This window comes from Weizmannia acidilactici (genome assembly GCF_008974185.1).
GTDB lineage: Bacteria > Bacillota > Bacilli > Bacillales > Bacillaceae_C > Weizmannia > Weizmannia acidilactici.
This window is the reverse complement of the sequence record NZ_BKZP01000029.1, coordinates 23,177-42,866: the sequence shown is the minus strand read 5'-3', so window position 1 is coordinate 42,866 and position 19,690 is coordinate 23,177. Positions and strand designations below refer to the sequence as shown.

The following is a 19,690-nucleotide window of genomic DNA, read 5'->3' as shown; positions in this document are numbered from 1 at the left end:
TTTTTTGTGTAAAATTATGTAACATAAAATCCAAAAAGAAACGTTTTTCCTTTTTTCACGTAATGTAATATCACATCAAAAAATTGTCAATGAATGCCTGTTTTAAAACGATTCCTTCACCATACACTTTCCTTTCTTTTTGTAAGAGAAAGAGGGCATTTTTGCTGCAAACTGTAATCTAACAAAGAAATGAAAACGAAACCACAATAAATTTTGAAGTAATTAAAATATTTTTATTATTTTTTAGTTGAACGTACAAATAAATTTATATATATTTAGTCATATAGAAAGCAGGAGTTGCATTTTGATTGCAAATCGTAATGGGAAATGGGGGATTCGGATGTCGGATTGTATGGACGATATTGACCGCCAAATTATCCAGATTTTGATCCAAAATGGGAGAATTTCTTACACGAATTTGGCGAAAGAAGTGAATTTGTCACGGGTTGCCGTGCAGGCACGCATCAATACGCTTATTGAAAACGGCGTTATAGAACGGTTCACCGCTGTGATTAACCCGGAGAAAACGGGCATCACCGTTTCTGCCTTTTTTAATGTCGAAGTCGAACCGAAACATCTGCAGGAAGTCGCCGCCATTTTGGCCGAAGAACCGGCAGTTTCAAGCCTTTATCACATGACAGGCCCAAGCAAGCTCCATATGCACGGCTTGTTCAAAGACAACCGGGAAATGGAGGCGTTTTTGGAAGAAAAACTGTATCCGCTGCCGGGGATCACGAGCGTGGATTGCCAAATTTTAATCAAACGCTACAAAAGCAGGATCGGCATGAAACTGTAATTTCGAGGAGGTTATGTTTTGGAAAAGAAACAAAACGCGTATGTCCAGCTGGCGATGGCCATGCTCCGTACCGGCATTCTCGGATACGGCGGCGGCCCGTCCGTTATGCCGCTGTTCCGATATGAAGCGGTTACGCGCTACAAATGGACAGATGATGAAGAATTTGGGGAAATATTGGCGATTGCGAACGCTTTGCCGGGGCCCATTGCCACAAAAATGGCGGCATACTTGGGCTATAAATTGAAAAAAACAAGCGGTGCGGTGGTGGCCGTTTTATTTCATATTTTTCCAAGTAGTATCGCTATGATTGCTTTATTGTCGCTTGTCACCGTCTTAAGCCATTCCAAGGTTGTTATCGGGATGATCGCCGGTGTCATGCCCGTCGTTGCGGTGATGCTGGGCGAGATGGCTTACAATTTTGGAGAAAAAACGGTTAAAGGCTTGGGAACTGTATTTGGGATTGCGATGTTTGCGGTTTCTTTTCTCCTGCTGGAAACCGTCCATATCCATCCGGCGATTGTCATTATGATTTTTTTGGCATATGGGAGTGTCCACTTCCGGCTGGCTGGGAAGCGGGAAAATCGTGAAAAAGAAAGGGATGTCGCAGGATGAGGGTATGGATTCAGTTAATGGTTGGTTTTTTTATTGCAAATGTGCTCGGATACGGCGGGGGGCCGTCATCGATTCCGTTGATGTATAATGAAATTGTTTCTCATTACCATTGGCTCAATGACAGCGAATTTTCCAATATGCTGGCGCTCGGCAATGCACTCCCGGGCCCGATCGCCACAAAAATTGCAGCTTTTGTCGGCTACGGTGCAGGCGGATGGGTTGGCCTGTTTGCTGCTTTGGCCGGCACGATCCTCCCGTCAGCCGTTGCGCTCATCTTGTTATTAAAAGTTTTACATAAGTACCGCCAGTCTCCGGTTGTAAAAGGCATGTCCCTTTTGGTGCAGCCGGTGATCGCCATCATGATGGCCGTCCTGACGTGGCAGATGGCGAAAAACTCCATTGCGCAAATCGGCATATGGCAGGCGCTCGGCATTGCCGCTGTCGCCTTTTGGGCCATGCAAATCCGCAAAATCCACCCCGCTCTTGTAATTGTCGCGGCATTTGCATACGGCGGCATCGTCCTCAGCCATGTTGTATAAAGAACGGGGTTGTCAAAGGCAACCCCGCATTATTTTTTCGCGGGAGTGCGTTCCATACAAAACTGATTTATTAGACCTTTTCGCTGATATATTAAGTATTCCCGCTGATTTCTAGGAGAAGTCCGCCGATTTCTCCCCGGTTTCCGCTGATTCCGCGGTACAGAGTGGGGCGGTGGTTCCAAAAATTCTAAGTTCGGACCCATTATTTGGAAATTAAGCAAAGGGTACACATCTTATTCCTCTGTTTTTCATGTCAACGCTGATTCTTTGGGTCTTCCTGCTGATATGTTAAGTATTCCCGCTGATTTCTAGGAGAAGTCCGCCGATTTCTCCCCGGTTTCCGCTGATTCCACGGTACAGAGTGGGGCGGTGGGTCAAAATTTCTGAGTCCAGAGCTGTTTATCTGTAATTTGACCGATCCTCTAACGTTTCAATTTCATTCAATTTGTTAGCTTCGCTGATTCTTTGGGTCTTCCCGCTGATATGTTAAGTATTCCCGCTGATTTTTAGGAGAAGTCCGCCGATTTTCCCGCAATTACCGCTGATTCCGCGGTACAGAGTGGGGCGGTGGGTCAAAATTCTGAGTCCAGAGCTGTTTATCTGCAATTTGACTGATCCTCTAACGTTTCAATTTCATTCAATTTGTTAGCTTCGCTGATTCTTTGGGTCTTCCCGCTGATATATTAAGTATTCCCGCTGATTTCTAGGAGAAGTCCGCCGATTTTCCCGCAATTACCGCTGATTCCGCGGTACAGAGTGGGGCGGTGGGTCAAAATTCTGAGTCCAGAGCTGTTTATCTGCAATTTGACTGATCCTCTAACGTTTCAATTTGTTAGTTTTGCTGATTTATTGGGTCTTCCCGCCGATTTCTCCGGAATGTCCGCTGATTCCGCGAAACAAAACAGGGCAGCCGGCCAAAGTTCCTGTCGAAAAAACATAATATTTTTAAACGAATATCCATTGCTTTTTTATTCTAACTGTTATATATTATGTATAACAAATAACTTACGGAAGAGATGATCGCCATGTTCATAAAAATAGACTTGGAATTGGATGTTCCGATTTACCAACAGCTGCGCAACAGCATTATCGAAGGCATCGCGTCAAAAGAACTGGCGCCGGGGGATCCGCTTCCTTCCGTGCGTGCGATGGCCGCCGATTTGGGTGTCAATATGCACACAGTCAACAAAGCGTACCAAATGTTAAAGCAGGAAGGTTTTATCCTCATCCACCGGCAAAAAGGCGTCGTCATCCAGCCGGACCAGATGCCCCCGGCTGATGAAACGTATTTGGAAGGGCTCGCCGGGCAGCTGCGCCCGCTCGTCAGTGAAGCGATTTGCCGCGGACTTGGCCAAAAACAATTTTTACAAATGTGCGAAAAACTTTACAACGATATTCAAAAATAAAGGTGGGAGAAAAATGGAAACCGTGATCCATTTGATCTTTTTTGGGCTGGTTGGAATCGTGATGGCCGTCACCCCATATATAACAAGAAAAACAGAAAGTTTCGGCGTTACCATCCCGGAAGAAGCATATCCGGATCCCGAGCTGAAAAAACTGAGAAAGCAATACGCCGCTTCCATCGTTGTATTCAGCATCATTGTCGCCGCCGTATTCATCACCGCACAGACAGGCGGGTTTCTTGAAGCAGGCTTTGGTCTGGCCGTCATCGGCTGTATCATCGGAGATTTTCTCATCTATCTTTTTTTCCACCAGAAGATGAAAAAAATGAAAGCGGCGTACAATTGGCTGCACGAGAAAAAACAAACCGTTATGGTCGACCCGAAATTCCGCCAGCAGAAACTCATTTTTTCCAATGCATGGTTCCTGATCCATGCGGCGATTACAGCGGCAACTTTTCTGATAACCTATTTGTTTTACGACCGCATCCCGGACCGGATTGTGATTCATTACGATTTCAACGGCACTCCGACGGACTGGGCGGAAAAATCGTACCGGACAGTGTTTGAACTGCCAACTGTACAGCTGTTTATGCTCGTTTTGTTCATCTGGATGAATACGGTGATTGCAAAAAGCAAGCAGCAGCTCAATGCCAACGATCCGGAAAAATCGCTCCGGCAAAATGTCCGTTTCCGGCGCAGATGGTCAGCTTTTACAATGGTATCGTCGTTCATTTTGATTTTGATGTTTTTCATGATCCAGCTTTCCTTTATTGTCCCGATTCCGGTTGGCTGGCTTTCATACGGCGGCATGGGGGCAGCACTTTTGATCTTGTTCGGTGCCGTCATCCTTTCGATCACCACCGGTCAGGGCGGCAGCCGCATCCGCATGGGGAACGGGGCAGTGCAGGGAAGCTCCCATTATGATGACGACCAGTATTGGAAGCTCGGCGTCTTCTACTTTAATCGCAACGACCCTTCCGTTTGGGTGGAAAAAAGGTTCGGCAGCGGATGGACGATCAACTTCGCGCACCCGCTTGGCTGGATCGTCATCGGGCTGATGATCCTCGTTCCACTTTTGCTCGCGATTTTCTTTTCAAGCTAAACGAAAAGGGGTAGTCCCAAATTGGCCAAAGGACACCCCTTTAATAACAAAATTTTTAATGATCGCGATATTTACTCGTATTTCGTATACGTCGCGAGTCTCCTCGCCCGATACCTCAGCACGAGGGGTCTCGCTTTTCCCGCCGGGGTTTCGTAAGTTCGCGATCATCTCTACTTTTCATGGCTTGGGACAGCCCCTTTTCTGTATTAGTCGAGCACCACCCATTTGTCCGCCCATTTTTGCACTTCATCGAGGACGGGCTTGATGGCCTCGCCTTTTTCAGTTAGGTGGTATTCAATCCGGACAGGGCTTTCCGGGTACACTTCCCGCACAAGGATCCCCTGTTCTTCCAGTTCCTTGAGCCGTTCCGAAAGCACTTTTTGGCTGATATGCGGGATGTGCTCCGCCATTTCATTAAACCGCATCGGCCCATTGGACAAGACGCGGATAATCACACCGACCCAGCGTTTCCCTAATAACTGAAATGCCCTCTCAAAACGGGGACATAAACTTTGGTTTCCCATCATGAAACGCCCCTTTCTACCCATTCGGGACTTCACATCTATTAGTATATTATACACAAAAAATCAACTTACTAAAAGTAAGTAAGTAACAAAGGGGTTTGTAAAAAATTTCCTGACCGAAAAAAGTTCGGCCCGCATGGAATGAAAGCCGGCTTGAATGGGGCGAAATACCTCCCGAACGTAACGCCCCCGGCCCTAATGGAATGAAAAGCGACAAAACGTAACGCAAACCCATCCTCAATGAAATGAAAAGTCTCCGGAAAGTAACGCCCCCATTTCCTATCCAAATCAAAATATTCCAAATCCATCGATTTTTCACTTATAATGAGGGTAAATAGAAGAAAACTAGGAGGGGGTGTACGGTGAAAAAGTTGCTCTTGTACACAGTGATCGGCGTGGCCGGCTACCAATACTTCAAATCGAAAGAAAACCGCGAAAAAGCGACGGATGCCTTGAACAAGTTTTACGCGGGTGTGGAATCCTGGATCAGCAAACTGCAGCAGTCCAATACATCGGGCCGCAGTTAAAATCTGCAATCTGTCGCCCAATACGAACACCTTCAGCAATAAACCTGCCAACGCAGCGGGCTTTTCGGAAATAGGAAACGTTATCACTTCAGTTTTTCATTTATTTGTAATGGTCTTTTTATCATCTCCCGGCAGAAGACTCCCGCCTCAAAGAATGTGCAGTGCGATACCCCAATGCGTAGGCGGGAGATGAATGCCGGTTGTCGGTAGACAAAACTCCCCCTCTTATGTTAAGATAGAAACAAGTGTTCTGTATGGATGAAGTGAGAAGCGACGATGGTGCATAAAGCCTTCAAATTTCGGATCTATCCAAACAAAGAACAAGAAATCCTGATTACGAAGACATTCGGTTGTTCCCGTTTTGTGTTCAATCATTTTTTAGCAAAATGGAATAACACATACAAGGAAACAGGCAAGGGACTCACATACAGCGCCTGTTCTGCTGAACTGCCCCAACTCAAGAAAGAATTCGTCTGGCTGAAAGAAGTTGACAGCATCGCGATCCAATCCTCACTCAGAAATCTGGCCGACGCATACATCCGGTTCTTCAAAAAACAAAACAATGCACCCCGGTTTAAGTCAAAAAGAAACAAAGTCCAATCCTACACAACAAAGTACACAAACGGAAACATTGCAATCTCTGGAAATAAAATCAAATTACCCAAACTCGGATACGTTAAGTTTGCAAAAAGCAGGGAAGTAGAAGGGCGTATTTTGAACGCCACCATTCGGCAGAATCCAAGCGGAAAATATTTTGTATCCATCCTTGCAGAAACGGAAGTCCAGGAACTCCCGAAAACCGGATCGGCTGTCGGTGTGGGCATCGGAATAAAAGATTGTGCCATCCTGTCAACAGGTGAAATATTTGCCAATCCGAAATGGTTTCGCACATTGGAAAAGAAGCTGGCTAGAACAACGCATTCTTTCCAGGCGAAAAGAGTTTGCAATAGAACGCAACTGTAAACTGGATGAAGCCCAAAGCTATCAAAAACAAAAACGTAAAGTTGCCAGAATTCACGAGAAAATCACCATAAGTGGCGGGTAGTTCAAAATCCATTGCTAAAATGCTCTAATAAGAGGTGTTTTTCAATGAAAAAATTAAAAGCCATACTTTGTTTTTTACGCGGTTACCATAAATATGACTACTATACAGGCAGGTGCATCACTTGCGGGAAAAAGAAGAGAATATAACCTGTCAATCCAATCCTCGGCTGAGGTCCGGAGCGGATGAAAGGGACACCCCTTTTTTATGAGTGATGATCGCGAAATCCGCTTCGCTCCTTATGAGTTGCGGGTCCCCTCGTACAAGGGGTCTCTTCATGCTTCTTTTCCGGCAGGCGTTTCAGAAATTAGCAATCCCTTGTTAGGAAGGTCCCTGTTTATTTTATAAGGCGACGTGTAATTTTTTTAAAAACTGGCGGGAAAATCTTGATAAAACGCCATTTTATAATGGACATAAAACAGCCCCCGATCCTCAATACAGTGATCCCCGTATTCCAGTACCCGTACGTCGTAATAATCGGTTTCTATTGATCTAAACGATAGCCCTTTTTCTGCCGCTTTTGCTGATTAACTTGATTTCCCCTGAGCCTTTATCTATGTATTCCGGGTTATTCTCTTTTCAAAAGCAAATCAGGCATCAATTCCGTTTTTCCAGAGTTCAAAACAGCGTTTCTGCTTGTCTCCGGTATCCAGCAATTGATACTGTGCCGTTTTCAATATTCATTTTCGGCTATTATCTTCCAATGTCATATGGTCAAACCCAAAAAGCAATTGCCTTTTGACAAACCCCCTGTTGATGGCCGACAATGGCGGTAAGAGTGTTGAACTTTTTGCGGAATCAAGCGGTCGTTTTAGTGAAGTCGTTTAAGTGAGGGAATGTGCATGTCCGTGACATCATATGTTGACCAATATGGATATATTGTGCTGCTGCTCGCACTTTTATTGGAAATGATCGCCATTCCGGTTCCCGGGGAAGTGCTGATGAGCTATGCCGGCTACATGGTTCATATGCACCAGCTGAACTGGATCCTGAGCATCTTCATCGCCGATATCGGAACCTCGGTCGGCATGACAACCGCTTATTTTATCGGGCAGCGGCTCGGTGGCCCTTTTTTGCAAAAATACGGCTACTTCATTCATTTGGGCCCGGACCAGCTGGAAAAAACTTCGCGATGGTTTAATAAATACGGGAATAAATTGCTCGTTGTCGCGTATTTTATACCAGGCGTGCGCCATATCACCGGCTATTTTTCCGGCATTACGAAACTGCCTTTCCGGTCGTTCGCCATCTTTGCCTATTCCGGCGCTTTTATTTGGACAACCACCTTTATATCCCTCGGCAAGCTGCTCGGCCCGCAGTGGGAACAGTTCCACGAGGCGGTAAAAAAATATTTGTTCATCGGCGGCATTGCGACCGCTTGTGTCATTGCGGCGTATTACCTGTTCCGTTATTACCGTAAACAGATTTTCTGGACCGCGATGGCAGTCTTGCGGCGCATGCTGCTCATTTTCCGCAGCCGGGTGCGCGCCGAGTTCGTCATTTTCGGTACGGCGCTGGCGACCCTGCTCCTAACCGTGTTAATGATTACGATGATCCAAAATTTGTTCAGTGAAGATTTCAGTGATTTTAACGATGTGATTTCCTTAATCGTATCGCTGTTATTTAAAAACCATTGGACAGGCGTGATGAAAGGGCTGCTCGTGCTCAGCTCCCGGAAGGCTTTGATCCTGGTCATGGTGATGACAGTGCTGTGGATCATTTGGAAAGGAAAAGACCGCACACACGAGTTTTTGATTCTGCTCATCGCGACAATCGGCGGGGAAATGTACCAAAATGTGCTGCATGAGGTGTTCCACCGCATGTCGGCAACGGAGGTCCCGACCTTTTCCCATTTTGTCTTCTCATTCCCGAGTGACCAGGCCATCATGATTTTGATCATTTACGGCTATTTTACGTATTTGGTCGTCCGGCATGCCGAAGTGTTTTGGATCCATACGTTTATGGATGTGCTTTTGCTTGCCGTCCTTTTGTTTGCGGCCGTCAGCCATATCTTTTTCGGCCTTGAAGTCCCGAGCAACATCGCGGGCGGGTACGTGTTCGGCGGCGTTTGGCTCGGATTGAATATTTTGCTGCTGGAGATCTTCCGCATCATATGAAAAATCGGTATGATGGAAGAGTGGTTGAAAAGCAAATTTTGGAGGGGAAAAATGTTCTCAGATTTTGTCACGCAGATGTTGACAACACTTGCAGATTTAGGTTATTTCGGCGTTGCCATCGGGCTGGCGATCGAAATCATTCCGAGTGAAATCGTCCTGGCATATGCCGGTTATTTAATTTCAAAAGGGGAAATCAATTATTTCGGCGCCATTGCGGCAGGTACATTCGGCATTTTGATTGCCCAGCTGATTTTATACTGGATCGGCGCATACGGCGGCCGCCCGTTTTTGTTAAAATACGGAAAATATCTGCTCATTCATGAAAGGCATATTGATGTCGCCGAAAAGTGGTTCAATAAATACGGGGCTGGCGTGATTTTTACAGGGCGCTTCATCCCGGTCATCCGCCAAGCGATCTCGATCCCGGCCGGCATTGCGAAAATGTCGTATGCAAAATTTATTTTTTACACGCTGCTTGCCACTATCCCGTGGTCGGTGCTGTTTATCTTTCTCGGCGAGCGCCTCGCATCGAACTGGGCGCAAATCGATGAAGCTGCCGCGCCTTACGTCAAGCCGGTCGGCGCCATCGCAGTCATCGTCATCATTGCCTATATCGCCTTTTCCATGTACCGGAAGAAAAAAAGAGCCTGACTACTGGTTGGTGCAAAAAGCAGGGGAAGTGAATACCCCTGCTTTTTGCATTTTAAAAATTGTAAAATACATTTGACATTTTTGAGAAATAAATTAGAATCATAAATGTAAAGAGTTTTTTACTTTTTAGGTGGTTGAATTGAAGAATAATATTAGGAACATACGAAAACATTTAAAGCTATCACAAGAGGAACTTGCAAATAAATGTGGAGTGACAAGACAAACCATAAATGCCATTGAAAATAACAAATATGACCCGAGTCTGGCTTTGGCATTTAAGTTATCAATTCATCTGAACACACAAATTGAAAAATTATTTTATTATGGGGAGGAACAATAATTAAATTCAGAAAAGTTGATGAAATGGAAAAATATCAGAGCGACCAATCTGCAAAATATGGATTTATATTTTATACTGTAGCACTTTGAATTTGGTCATTATATGATTTTTTTACCAAAGATGACTCTGGATGGCAATTGACAATTTTATTAATCGGCTGTGCAATTTTCTTTTGGTCGAGAGTTGTTTACAACCGAAGAATGAATGAATAATGAAGCGCCTGTCGCAATAGCAGTTTACGGATTTTTCAGATGCCCCGCTTTTGCTGCCCATGGCCGTTCGAGCAAAGTTTCTTATGTAAAGGGGGCCTTTTACATGAGAAAGAAGAGAGCTTATATTTATGTTTCATGAAACGGGCCTGCTTGCAACCCGAGCGGACTTGGCAGGGATCAGGATTTATCAAAAAAACCGCCTGCATCAAGCAGACGGACGGAAAAGGGGGAGTTGAGAAAAAGTGTGATTCACTACCTTGGTGATGAGACAAGTATACAAGCGCTGAATTAAAAAAACCTTAACGCTGTTTAAGATCGAAATAAAAAAAACCGCTGCGAAAAGCAACGGCCAAAAAAGGGGGGTTAGCTATGAAAAAGTGTAAGCTTAGTAAGCTCACTTGCCTTATTACAAAGACAAGTATACAAGCGCAGTATTAAAAAAGTCTTAATGCCCCACGGAATCATAAAAAAACCGCTGCACGAAGCAGACGGCTAAAAGGGGATTAAGAAAGTAAAGGGCTGTTTGTGCTCACTGCCTTTACAAAACAAGTATACAACACACAGATAAAAAAATCCTTAACATACATAAAAAAACCGCCTGCATCAAGCAGAAGGACGGAAAAGGGGGAGTTGAGAAAAAGTGTGATTCACTACCTTAGTGATAAGACAAGTATACAAGCGCTGAATTAAAAAACTTTAACGCTGTTTAAGATCGAAATAAAAAAACGCAGCGAAAAGCAACGATCAAAAAGGGGGTATCAAGTTATGAAAAAGCGTAAGGGCTAGGTTTACTCACTTGCCTAATTACGAGAATAAGTATACAAGGGGCAAATTAAAAAATTTTTAACACCTCTTAAACAATAAAAAACCGCCGCACAAGGGCAGGCGGCGGGGTAAAGGGGATTAGTATAAAGTTGTGAAAAGTGGGAGGCACTGGCACTGGGGGGTTAACCACTGCCTCCTTACATTTTTGAGTATACTTGCCGATAATTAAAAAATCCTTAAAATCAAGATAAAAAATCTATAAAAAACCGCCGGCATCTAGCAGGCGGCAAAAAAGGGGGATTAGCTCTAAGAAAAACAAGCTCAAACAGCTGAGATAAGGCGCGTTCAAGTGGACGCCTATCTGCGGCTTATCCCTGCACAAAAGCATCATACCAAGCCACTGTTAAAAGATTTTTAACATTATATAAAGTTTATGTAAATTTTTACAAACAGAATCCCTTCGACAAGAAAAACAAAATTCCAGCAAAATACTCGTGACAAAACGCGGCTTTTAGATAATAATAATGAAGACAGACTATAAAAACAAGAGGGATTCTATGGAATCAAGAGTATCGAATAGGAAGAAGAGACGGGCAAAAGTCCGTTGGCGCAGGGTTTTTCTTTTGCTCTTTTTATTGCTGATCGTAACCGGAGCGGGATATACAGCCTATCAATATTACGCAGGCGTCCACCAAACGAAACCGGGCGATGCCTTGAATATGGATAATTTAGAGTTTAATGGAAAAAAAGATGCCAATGGCCGAACCAATATTTTGCTGCTCGGGATCGATAGGAGAGGCAAAGAAGATTCCAGAACGGACACCATTATGATTGCCCAGTATGACCCGAAAAAGAACCAGGTCAAACTCGTTTCAATCATGCGGGATATCTATGCGGAAATCCCGGGTTATAAAAACTATAAAATCAATACTGCCTATTATCTGGGCAATTTAGACAACCAGAAAAGCGGCGTTGAACTGCTGAGAAAAACAATCAAAGCCAATTTTGACATCGATGTGCAGTATTACGCGCTTGTGGATTTCCAAGGCTTCGTGAAAATTGTCGACACTTTGGCTCCACAGGGCATCGAGATCAATGTGGAACATAAAATGTCGAAAAACATTGGCATGACGCTTTACCCGGGCAAACAGCTCATGCATGGGAAAGAACTGCTCGCCTACGCACGCTTCAGAAAAGACGCACAAGGCGACTTCGGCCGGGTTGCACGCCAGCAAAAAGTGTTAAAAGCGCTTCAAAAAGAAGTATTCAGCGTAAACGGCCTTGCCAAAGCACCAAAACTGCTTGGAACGATTCAGCCTTACCTTTCCACAAATATGAGTAAAATGGACATTCTCGCGTTGGTGAAAGACGTGGTGCTCGGCGAAAACCTTAAGGTGAAAACCATGACAGTTCCAATTGCGGGCACTTATACCGATGCCTACTATCCGGAAGTCGGCGCCGTCCTGGAAGTGGACAAAGCAAAAAATACAGAAGAAATTAAGAAGTTTTTGGATGAGGAATAATTGGGGGCTATGGAAGTCCCCCTTATTTTTTATTCTTTAGCGGTGAAAGATACTAAGCGAACATATCGTTCGACCTATCCGATTACGGAATTAGAGAAAACAGTGAAAGAAAAAGCAAAGGAAAAGGGGACATCCCGTGTACAACTCTAAAACTCCGGCTGTCTCCCATCCAACCATAGGAAGAATCAGCGGAACCTTGGGAGAAATCAGCGGACTTGACCAATAAATCGGCAGTAAGGCCAAAAAAATCAGCGGAAAGATGCAAAGAATCAGCGAAAGGAAGAAAAAGCAGGGAAGAGATGTCTCCTTTTTGATAATCCGAGAAATTTTTCACAAACCAAAATCAAAGCCTGAACCGCACCAACCAAACCCCGTCCGCAACTTCGGTTCTCCCCGTCTCCGTAAAACCCATGCTCAAGTACAGCGAGACAGCCGGGATATTTTTTTCGCCGGTACTCACTTCAAACCGGCCGGCGCCGGGCAGGCTGAGCACAAATTCCAGCAGTTTGCGCGCGATCCCGCGGCGGGTAAAATGTTCCCCGACAAACAGCCGACAGATCATGACACAATCGCCCGTCCGTTCAACTGAAACCACACCGGCAAGCTTTTCCCCAACGAAATACCCATAAAACTTTTCCGTACTCGCCATTAAATCTTCCACCCGCTCATTAAGCGGCGGGATCCCGTCAAAACCGATCAGTCCGGCTTCTTTTTTATAGGCCGGAATTTGCAGCGCCCACACAGCAGAAGCCGCCGCACTGTTTTTCATCTCCAATTGCCGGATCATGCGCAATCACTCCCGTCCTCAATATTTCCCTAATATATTAAGGAAAGAGATATCATTAAAAATTGCCGCAATCCATTATACTGGATAGCGCAAGAAACGTCAAAAAGAGGAAATCCATTCCAAACGGCCGCCGCACAGAAAGTTCCACAATCCATTCACCAAACGCTTTTCAGATATAAAAATTCCCCCTTGTCCTTGCATCAGAATAAGTGTAAAGTATAAATAAATCGAAATATTACGCACGTTCAGCTGAATACCCTTATCAAGAGAGGTGGAGGGACTTGGCCCAGTGAAACCTCAGCAACCAGCCATCCGGCCCGGTGCTAAATCCAACAGGCATGCCTGATAGATAAGGAGACACTTTGTAAAATCGCGCCTCCTTTTCCCAGGGGGCTTTTTTCATACCATCAAAAAGGAGTGTAAACCATTGGAACTTCTTGAAACGCTGCAAAACCGCATACTTGTTGCGGACGGGGCGATGGGGACGCTGCTGTATGCGTATGGCGCCGACACGTGTTACGAGGAATTCAACCTAACCCATCCCGATGATATCCACGCGATCCACCGCTTTTACATCGAAGCGGGGGCGGACGTTATCCAAACAAATACTTACAGCGCCAATTACATCAAGCTCGCCCAGTACGGTCTCGAGGAAAAAGTGAGCGATATCAACAAAGAAGCGGTCCGTATCGCCAAACAGGCCGCAAATCCATCAACGTTTATCCTCGGAACGGTCGGCGGCATCCGCGGACACCGCAAAACAGAAGCCACACTCCCGGAAATCAAGCGCACATTCCGCGAGCAAATTTTCCACCTCCTGAGCGAAGGGGTGGACGCGCTTTTGCTCGAAACGTATTTTGACGCGGAAGAATTATTTACGGTCGTGGACATTGCCAAAAAAGAGGCAGACGTCCCGGTCATCGCCCAGTTTTCGCTTGTCGAACCGGGCGTATTGCAAAACGGCACCCCGGTCGCGCAAGCTTTCAAAGAACTCGAAAACCGCGGCGCCGACGTGATCGGTCTGAACTGCCGGCTTGGTCCGCACCATATGATCCAGTCGTTTGAGGAAATTCCGCTCCCGGAGCATGCCTATTTGTCCGCTTACCCGAATGCGAGCCTTTTAGATTACGAGGACGGCAGGGTCACGTTCACGAATAACGCCGATTATTTTAAAACATGCGCCGCAAAACTTGTCGAGCAGTGCGTCCGCTTGATCGGGGGTTGCTGCGGCACAACCCCGGCACATGTTAAAGCGATTGCAGAAGGGATCAAAGGCCTCGCACCGGTCACCGAAAAAACGGTACGCCCGCCGAAAATCGAGATCGCCGTGACCGCGCAGCACCGCGAACCGCCGCTCCATGAAATCGCGAAAAAACGGCGGTCCATTATTGTTGAATTCGATACGCCGAAAACTCTGCGCACCGAACGCTTTTTCGAAGGGGCAAAAGCACTGCACGATGCCGGCATTGACGCACTCACGATGGCGGATAACTCGCTTGCAAGCCCGCGCATCAGCAACATCGCAATTGCCGCGATTTTAAAAGAAAAGCACGGCATCCGTCCGCTCGTCCATATTACGTGCCGCGACCGCAACTTGATCGGCCTGCAGTCGCACTTGATGGGGCTTGCCGCGCTCGGGATTGACCAAGTGCTCGCCGTCACGGGTGACCCGTCGAAAATCGGTGACTTCCCTGGGGCGACAAGCGTGTACGATTTATCGTCGATGGACCTGATCGCGATGATCAAGCAGTTCAACGAAGGCATCTCTTACTCCGGCAAATCGCTGCAAAGGAAATCGAATTTCTCCGTCGCGGCCGCGTTTAACCCGAATGTCCGTAACCTCGACAAAGCGGTCGGCCGGCTCGAGCGTAAAATCCGAAGCGGCGCCGATTACTTTATCACCCAGCCGGTTTTTAGCGAGGAAAAAATTTTACAGGTGCATGAAGCGACCAAGCATCTGGACGCGCCGATCTACCTTGGCATCATGCCGCTCACGAGCTACCGGAACGCGAACTTCCTGCACAACGAAGTGCCGGGCATCACGCTTACGGATGAAATTTTAACGGCGATGGAAAAAACGCAGGGCGACCCGCTCAAAGCGCGTGAAGAAAGCCTCGCCATCAGCCGCAGCCTGATCGACGCCGCGCTTGGGTATTTCAACGGCATTTACTTGATTACGCCGCTCGACCGCTATGATTTGACAGTGGAATGCACGCGCTACATTCACGCCAAGGAGGAAAAAGCCCGCGGCGCAGGGATTGTTTGAGCGCGCGATTTTTATCCATATGAAAGAAAAAGGTGCTTTCCCAATAGTCGTTTATTGGAACTGTCCCGCTCAAAGCATTTTAAAGACCGTTTGAACAAAGAAATGCCCAATGAACGGACGTTAGCAGCCTTATAAAGTACGTTCGGACAAAGAAATGCCCAATGAACGGACGTTAGCAGCCTTATAAGGTACGTTCGGGCAAAGAAATGCTCAATGAATGAACCATAGCAGCCTTATAAGGTACGTTCGGGCAAAGAAATGCTCAATGAATGAACCATAGCAGCCTTATAAGGTACGTTCGGACAAAGAAATGCCCAATGAACGGACGTTAGCACCCTTATAAAGTACGTTCGGACAAAGAAATGCCCAATGAACGGACCTTAGCAGCCTTATAAGGTACGTTCGGACAAAGAAATGCCCAATGAACGGACGTTAGCAGCCTTATAAGGTACGTTCGGACAAAGAAATGCCCAATGAATGAACCATAGCAGCCTTATAAAGTACGTTCGGACAAAGAAATGCCCAATGAACGGACGTTAGCAGCCTTATAAGGTACGTTCGGGCAAAGAAATGCTCAATGAATGAACCATAGCAGCCTTATAAGGTACATTCGGACAAAGAAATGCCCAATGAACGGACGTTAGCAGCCTTATAAGGTACGTTCGGGCAAAGAAATGCTCAATGAATGAACCATAGCAGCCTTATAAAGTACGTTCGAACAAAAAGATCCGGCCTGAATGAACCTTAGCACCCTTATAAAGTACGTTCGGGCAAAACATACATCCTGAACGGTCTTTAGAAATGATAAAGAAAAACCCACAGCGCCGGGATTGAAAATATACGCGCGCCGCCTTACCCATACTTGCACGCACATTCAAAAACAAAGGGGGAACTTTTCCATGGGGCAGACATTGTTTGAACAGGAACTCGAAAAACGGATTCTCATTCTCGACGGGGCGATGGGGACGATGATTCAGCAGCAGCACCTCTCCGCAAAAGATTTCGGCGGCGAAGCGTACGAGGGTTGCAATGAATGCTTGACATTGACCGCGCCCGATGTGATCCGGTCCATCCACGAAGCGTATTTGGAAGCGGGGGCCGACATCATCGAAACGAACACATTCGGCGCGACCTCGATCGTCCTGGACGAATACAATCTCAGGCATCTCGCCGAAAAAATCAATACCGAAGCGGCCCGCCTTGCGAAACAGGCCGCCGAAAGATATTCCACACCGGAGCAGCCGCGTTTTGTCGCCGGTGCGATGGGCCCGACGACAAAGACGTTATCTGTCACGGGCGGTACGACTTTTGCTGCGCTCAAAGCTGCCTACCAGGAACAGGCCCGCGGGCTGATCAAAGGCGGGGTCGATGTGCTTCTTGTCGAAACGTCGCAGGACCTTTTAAATGTAAAAGCCGCCTTCCTCGGGATCACGGATGCTTTTCATGAAACCGGAAAAAAACTGCCGCTTCTCATCTCCGGGACGATCGAACCGATGGGGACGACGCTCGCCGGCCAAAACATTGAAGCCTTTTACATTTCTGTCGAGCATATGCACCCAGTCTCGGTCGGGCTCAACTGCGCAACCGGCCCCGAGTTTATGGCTGATTCGATCCGCACGCTCGCAGGGCTCGCCAAAACTGCCGTGAGCTGCTACCCGAACGCCGGCCTCCCAGATGAAGAAGGGCATTACCACGAAACGCCGGAGTCGCTTGCCGCCAAAATGAAAGACTTCGCCGAAAAAGGCTGGCTCAACATCGCGGGCGGCTGCTGCGGGACAACGCCTGCCCACATCGCCGCCTTGAACGAAGCGCTCGCCGGTATCCCGCCGCGCAAGCCGAACCACGTGAAGCACCACGCCGTCTCAGGGATCGAGCCGTTTATTTACGACGACCCATCGATGCGCCCGATTTTTGTCGGCGAACGCACAAACGTCATCGGCTCGCGCAAATTCAGGCGGCTGATCGCGGAAGGCAAGTTTGAAGAAGCAAGCGAAATTGCACGCACGCAGGTGAAAAACGGCGCCCAGATCATCGACATCTGCCTCGCCGACCCGGACCGTGACGAAATCGAGGATATGGAACATTTTATCTCGATCGCTGTCAAAAAAGTGAAAGTCCCGTTCATGATTGACTCGACGGACGAAAAAGTGATCGAAAAAGCTTTTACATACTGCCAAGGGAAAAGTATCGTCAACTCGATCAACCTAGAGAACGGGACGGAACGGTTTGAAAAAGTCGTGCCGCTCCTGAAGCGGTACGGGGGTGCCGTTGTCGTCGGCACGATCGATGAAAAGGGAATGGCGGTCACTGCCGAACGGAAGCTTGAGATCGCGCGCCGCTCCTATGATCTGCTCGTCCATACATACGGCCTTGAACCGCATGATTTGATTTTCGACCCGCTCGTGTTCCCGGCCGGCACCGGCGACCATCAGTATTTCGGCGCCGCGAAAGAAACGGTCGAAGGCATCCGCCTCATTAAAGAAGCGTTCCCGGAATGCCAGACGATCCTCGGCATCAGCAATGTTTCTTTCGGTCTGCCGCCAGCCGGACGCGAAGTGCTGAACTCGGTTTTTCTTTACCATTGCACGAAAGCCGGGCTTGATTATGCAATCGTGAATACGGAAAAACTCGAGCGCTTTGCCTCCATTCCGGAAGAAAACGTGAAGATGGCCGAGAAGCTGCTATTTGAAACGTCAGACGAAGCGCTCGCCGCGTTTACGGAACATTACCGCGGCAAAACGCTGGAGAAAAAAGTTGCTGTAGAAACGATGACGCTTGCCGAACGGCTTGCCAATTATGTCGTCGAGGGCACGAAAGAGGGCTTGATTCAGGACCTTGAACAGGCGCTCAAAGAGTACCCGGACCCGCTTGCGATCATCAACGGCCCGCTTATGGATGGAATGGCGGAAGTAGGTCGCCTGTTTAACGATAACCAGCTCATTGTCGCAGAAGTTTTGCAGAGTGCCGAAGTGATGAAAGCATCAGTCGCCTTTTTGGAACCTTTTATGGAAAAAAGCGAAACGAGCACGAAAGGGAAAGTGATCCTGGCTACGGTAAAAGGCGACGTCCATGACATCGGCAAAAATCTTGTCGACATCATTTTGTCGAATAATGGCTATAAGGTTGTCGATCTCGGCATCAAAGTCGCACCGGCAGATCTGATCCAGGCCGTGCAAAAAGAAAAACCGGATGTAATCGGGCTATCAGGGCTCCTTGTAAAATCCGCTCAGCAAATGGTCGTTACAGCCCAGGACCTGAAAGAAGCGGGGATCCGCCAGCCGATTTTGGTCGGCGGCGCGGCCTTGTCGCGAAAATTCACCGTCAATAAAATCGCGCCGCAATACGACGGCCTTGTCCTTTATGCAAAAGATGCGATGGAAGGCCTCTCCCTCGCCAACCGGCTGCAGGACGAAAACGAACGCAGCGTATTGGAAGCGGAGCTCACCGCCCAGCGCAGTGACGGCCCGGGGACAGCAGCAAAACCGGTGGGTACGGCCGTTAACGCGGTCCCGCGCCGTTCCGGGATTTCCAAAGACGCCCCCGTGTACCAGCCGCCCGATTTAAAACGGCATGTGCTGCGCAACTATCCGCTCGCCCATATCGAGCCGTATGTCAATATGCAAATGCTCCTCGGCCACCATTTGGGCTTGAAAGGGCGCGTTGAAAAACTGCTCGCAGAAGGCAACGAACGCGCCGTCCGCCTAAAAACGCAGGTTGACGAACTGCGCGAATGGGTCAAGGAAGAAAAGTTGCTCCAGCTGTCCGCCGTCTATCAGTTTTTCCCGGCGCAGTCAGACGGCGACGATTTGATCATTTATGAAGCACAAGAACCGTTCGACCGGCGCGAACCGCTGGATCCGAAATCACTCTGCGTATTGGAGCGGTTCACGTTCCCGCGTCAGATTAAGCCGCCTTTTTTGTGCCTCGCCGATTATGTAAAGAGCGTCGACAGCGGTGTGGTCGATTTTGTCGGCATGTTCGCGGTCGTCGCCGGCAAAAACATCCGCCACTTTGCTAGGTATTTGAAGGAAGCAGGCGAGTACTTCAAAAGCCATGCTCTTCAGGCGCTCGCCCTTGAAACGGCAGAAGGCTTCGCCGAGCGCCTGCACGAACTGATGCGTGACCAATGGGGCTTCCCGGACCCGGCCGGCTTCACGATGCAGCAGCGCTTTGCCGCCAAATACCAGGGCCAGCGCTACTCATTCGGCTACCCGGCCTGCCCGAACCTCGAGGACCAGGCCAAACTGTTCAGACTGCTCGAACCGGAAAAAATCGGCCTCCACCTGACCGAAGGCTACATGATGGAACCGGAAGCCGCCGTTACGGCCCTTGTCTTCTCGCACCCGGAAGCCAGATACTTTGCTGTTTAAATCCTAAAGCGGGACGCGCGCCCGCTTTGGGATTTTTTAGACGTTAATTGATGTCACTTATGGAAAAAAGTCATGCCAGATCAGCAATGAATCATGTCCGGAACCGGAACGCAT

Annotated in this window: 13 protein-coding genes, 2 pseudogenes and 1 riboswitch; of the genes and pseudogenes, 13 read left to right on the top strand and 2 right to left on the bottom strand. The window is 47.6% G+C overall.

Going from position 1 to position 19,690, the window contains the following annotated elements:
* Nucleotides 1–340 precede the first annotated feature (340 nt).
* From chrS to BpJC4_RS12245, 5 genes and pseudogenes are all read left to right on the top strand, one after another.
* A complete protein-coding gene (gene chrS / locus BpJC4_RS12265; protein ID WP_151679962.1) occupies nucleotides 341–796 on the top strand; it encodes a chromate efflux transcriptional regulator ChrS in 456 nt (151 codons plus the stop codon).
* 18 nt (nucleotides 797–814) lie between these two features.
* On the top strand, nucleotides 815–1,408 hold the full coding sequence (gene chrB, locus BpJC4_RS12260; protein ID WP_151679956.1) for a chromate efflux transporter ChrB: 594 nt from the start codon (nucleotides 815–817) through the stop codon (nucleotides 1,406–1,408).
* Nucleotides 1,405–1,947: a chromate efflux transporter ChrA gene (gene chrA / locus BpJC4_RS12255; protein WP_151679957.1), complete on the top strand. Its 543-nt coding sequence runs from the start codon at nucleotides 1,405–1,407 to the stop codon at nucleotides 1,945–1,947. The genes chrB and chrA overlap by 4 nt, the downstream gene beginning before the upstream one ends.
* Nucleotides 1,948–2,972: 1,025 nt before the next feature.
* Nucleotides 2,973–3,379, top strand: a pseudogene (locus BpJC4_RS12250) (GntR family transcriptional regulator).
* Nucleotides 3,367–4,452 carry a DUF1648 domain-containing protein gene (locus tag BpJC4_RS12245; protein ID WP_151681990.1) on the top strand — a complete coding sequence of 362 codons (1,086 nt, stop codon included), beginning with the start codon at nucleotides 3,367–3,369 and terminating at the stop codon, nucleotides 4,450–4,452. Before BpJC4_RS12250 ends, BpJC4_RS12245 begins: the two are co-directional and overlap by 13 nt.
* Nucleotides 4,453–4,658: 206 nt before the next feature.
* Here BpJC4_RS12245 and BpJC4_RS12240 read toward each other — a convergent pair whose 3' ends face one another.
* Nucleotides 4,659–4,976 carry a winged helix-turn-helix transcriptional regulator gene (locus BpJC4_RS12240; RefSeq protein ID WP_151681989.1) on the bottom strand — a complete coding sequence of 106 codons (318 nt, stop codon included), beginning with the start codon at nucleotides 4,974–4,976 and terminating at the stop codon, nucleotides 4,659–4,661.
* A gap of 362 nt (nucleotides 4,977–5,338) precedes the next feature.
* Between BpJC4_RS12240 and BpJC4_RS16185 the strand changes: the two genes are divergently transcribed.
* The 6 genes and pseudogenes from BpJC4_RS16185 (at nucleotide 5,339) to BpJC4_RS12210 (ending at nucleotide 12,153) form a co-directional block, all read left to right on the top strand.
* On the top strand, nucleotides 5,339–5,503 hold the full coding sequence (locus BpJC4_RS16185) for a hypothetical protein (protein ID WP_172967576.1): 165 nt from the start codon (nucleotides 5,339–5,341) through the stop codon (nucleotides 5,501–5,503).
* A gap of 276 nt (nucleotides 5,504–5,779) precedes the next feature.
* Nucleotides 5,780–6,533: pseudogene (locus BpJC4_RS12235) on the top strand (RNA-guided endonuclease TnpB family protein); the annotation flags it as partial.
* Nucleotides 6,534–7,387: 854 nt separating this feature from the next.
* Complete coding sequence (locus tag BpJC4_RS12230) at nucleotides 7,388–8,662, top strand: VTT domain-containing protein (protein ID WP_151697970.1); 1,275 nt, start codon at nucleotides 7,388–7,390, stop codon at nucleotides 8,660–8,662.
* Nucleotides 8,663–8,713: 51 nt separating this feature from the next.
* A complete protein-coding gene (uptA, locus tag BpJC4_RS12225) occupies nucleotides 8,714–9,313 on the top strand; it encodes an undecaprenyl phosphate transporter UptA (RefSeq protein WP_151697969.1) in 600 nt (199 codons plus the stop codon).
* Between the two features lie 139 nt (nucleotides 9,314–9,452).
* Nucleotides 9,453–9,653 (top strand): helix-turn-helix transcriptional regulator, encoded by a 201-nt coding sequence (locus BpJC4_RS12220; RefSeq protein ID WP_151681354.1) that lies wholly within the window; start codon nucleotides 9,453–9,455, stop codon nucleotides 9,651–9,653.
* Nucleotides 9,654–11,187: 1,534 nt separating this feature from the next.
* A complete protein-coding gene (locus BpJC4_RS12210) occupies nucleotides 11,188–12,153 on the top strand; it encodes an LCP family protein (protein WP_151697968.1) in 966 nt (321 codons plus the stop codon).
* A 343-nt stretch (nucleotides 12,154–12,496) separates the two neighbouring features.
* On the opposite strand, the gene BpJC4_RS12205 is transcribed toward BpJC4_RS12210, so the two are convergent.
* Entirely contained in the window at nucleotides 12,497–12,940 is a 444-nt protein-coding gene (locus BpJC4_RS12205; protein ID WP_151681352.1) for a GNAT family N-acetyltransferase, read from the bottom strand.
* Between the two features lie 256 nt (nucleotides 12,941–13,196).
* Nucleotides 13,197–13,296, top strand: a riboswitch (SAM riboswitch).
* Nucleotides 13,297–13,367: 71 nt separating this feature from the next.
* Here BpJC4_RS12205 and BpJC4_RS12200 point away from each other — a divergent pair.
* A complete protein-coding gene (locus BpJC4_RS12200) occupies nucleotides 13,368–15,206 on the top strand; it encodes a bifunctional homocysteine S-methyltransferase/methylenetetrahydrofolate reductase (RefSeq protein WP_151697967.1) in 1,839 nt (612 codons plus the stop codon).
* 899 nt (nucleotides 15,207–16,105) lie between these two features.
* Nucleotides 16,106–19,576, top strand: a complete 3,471-nt coding sequence (gene metH / locus BpJC4_RS12195) for a methionine synthase (RefSeq protein ID WP_151697966.1) — start codon at nucleotides 16,106–16,108, stop codon at nucleotides 19,574–19,576.
* The last annotated feature ends 114 nt before the right edge of the window (nucleotides 19,577–19,690 follow it).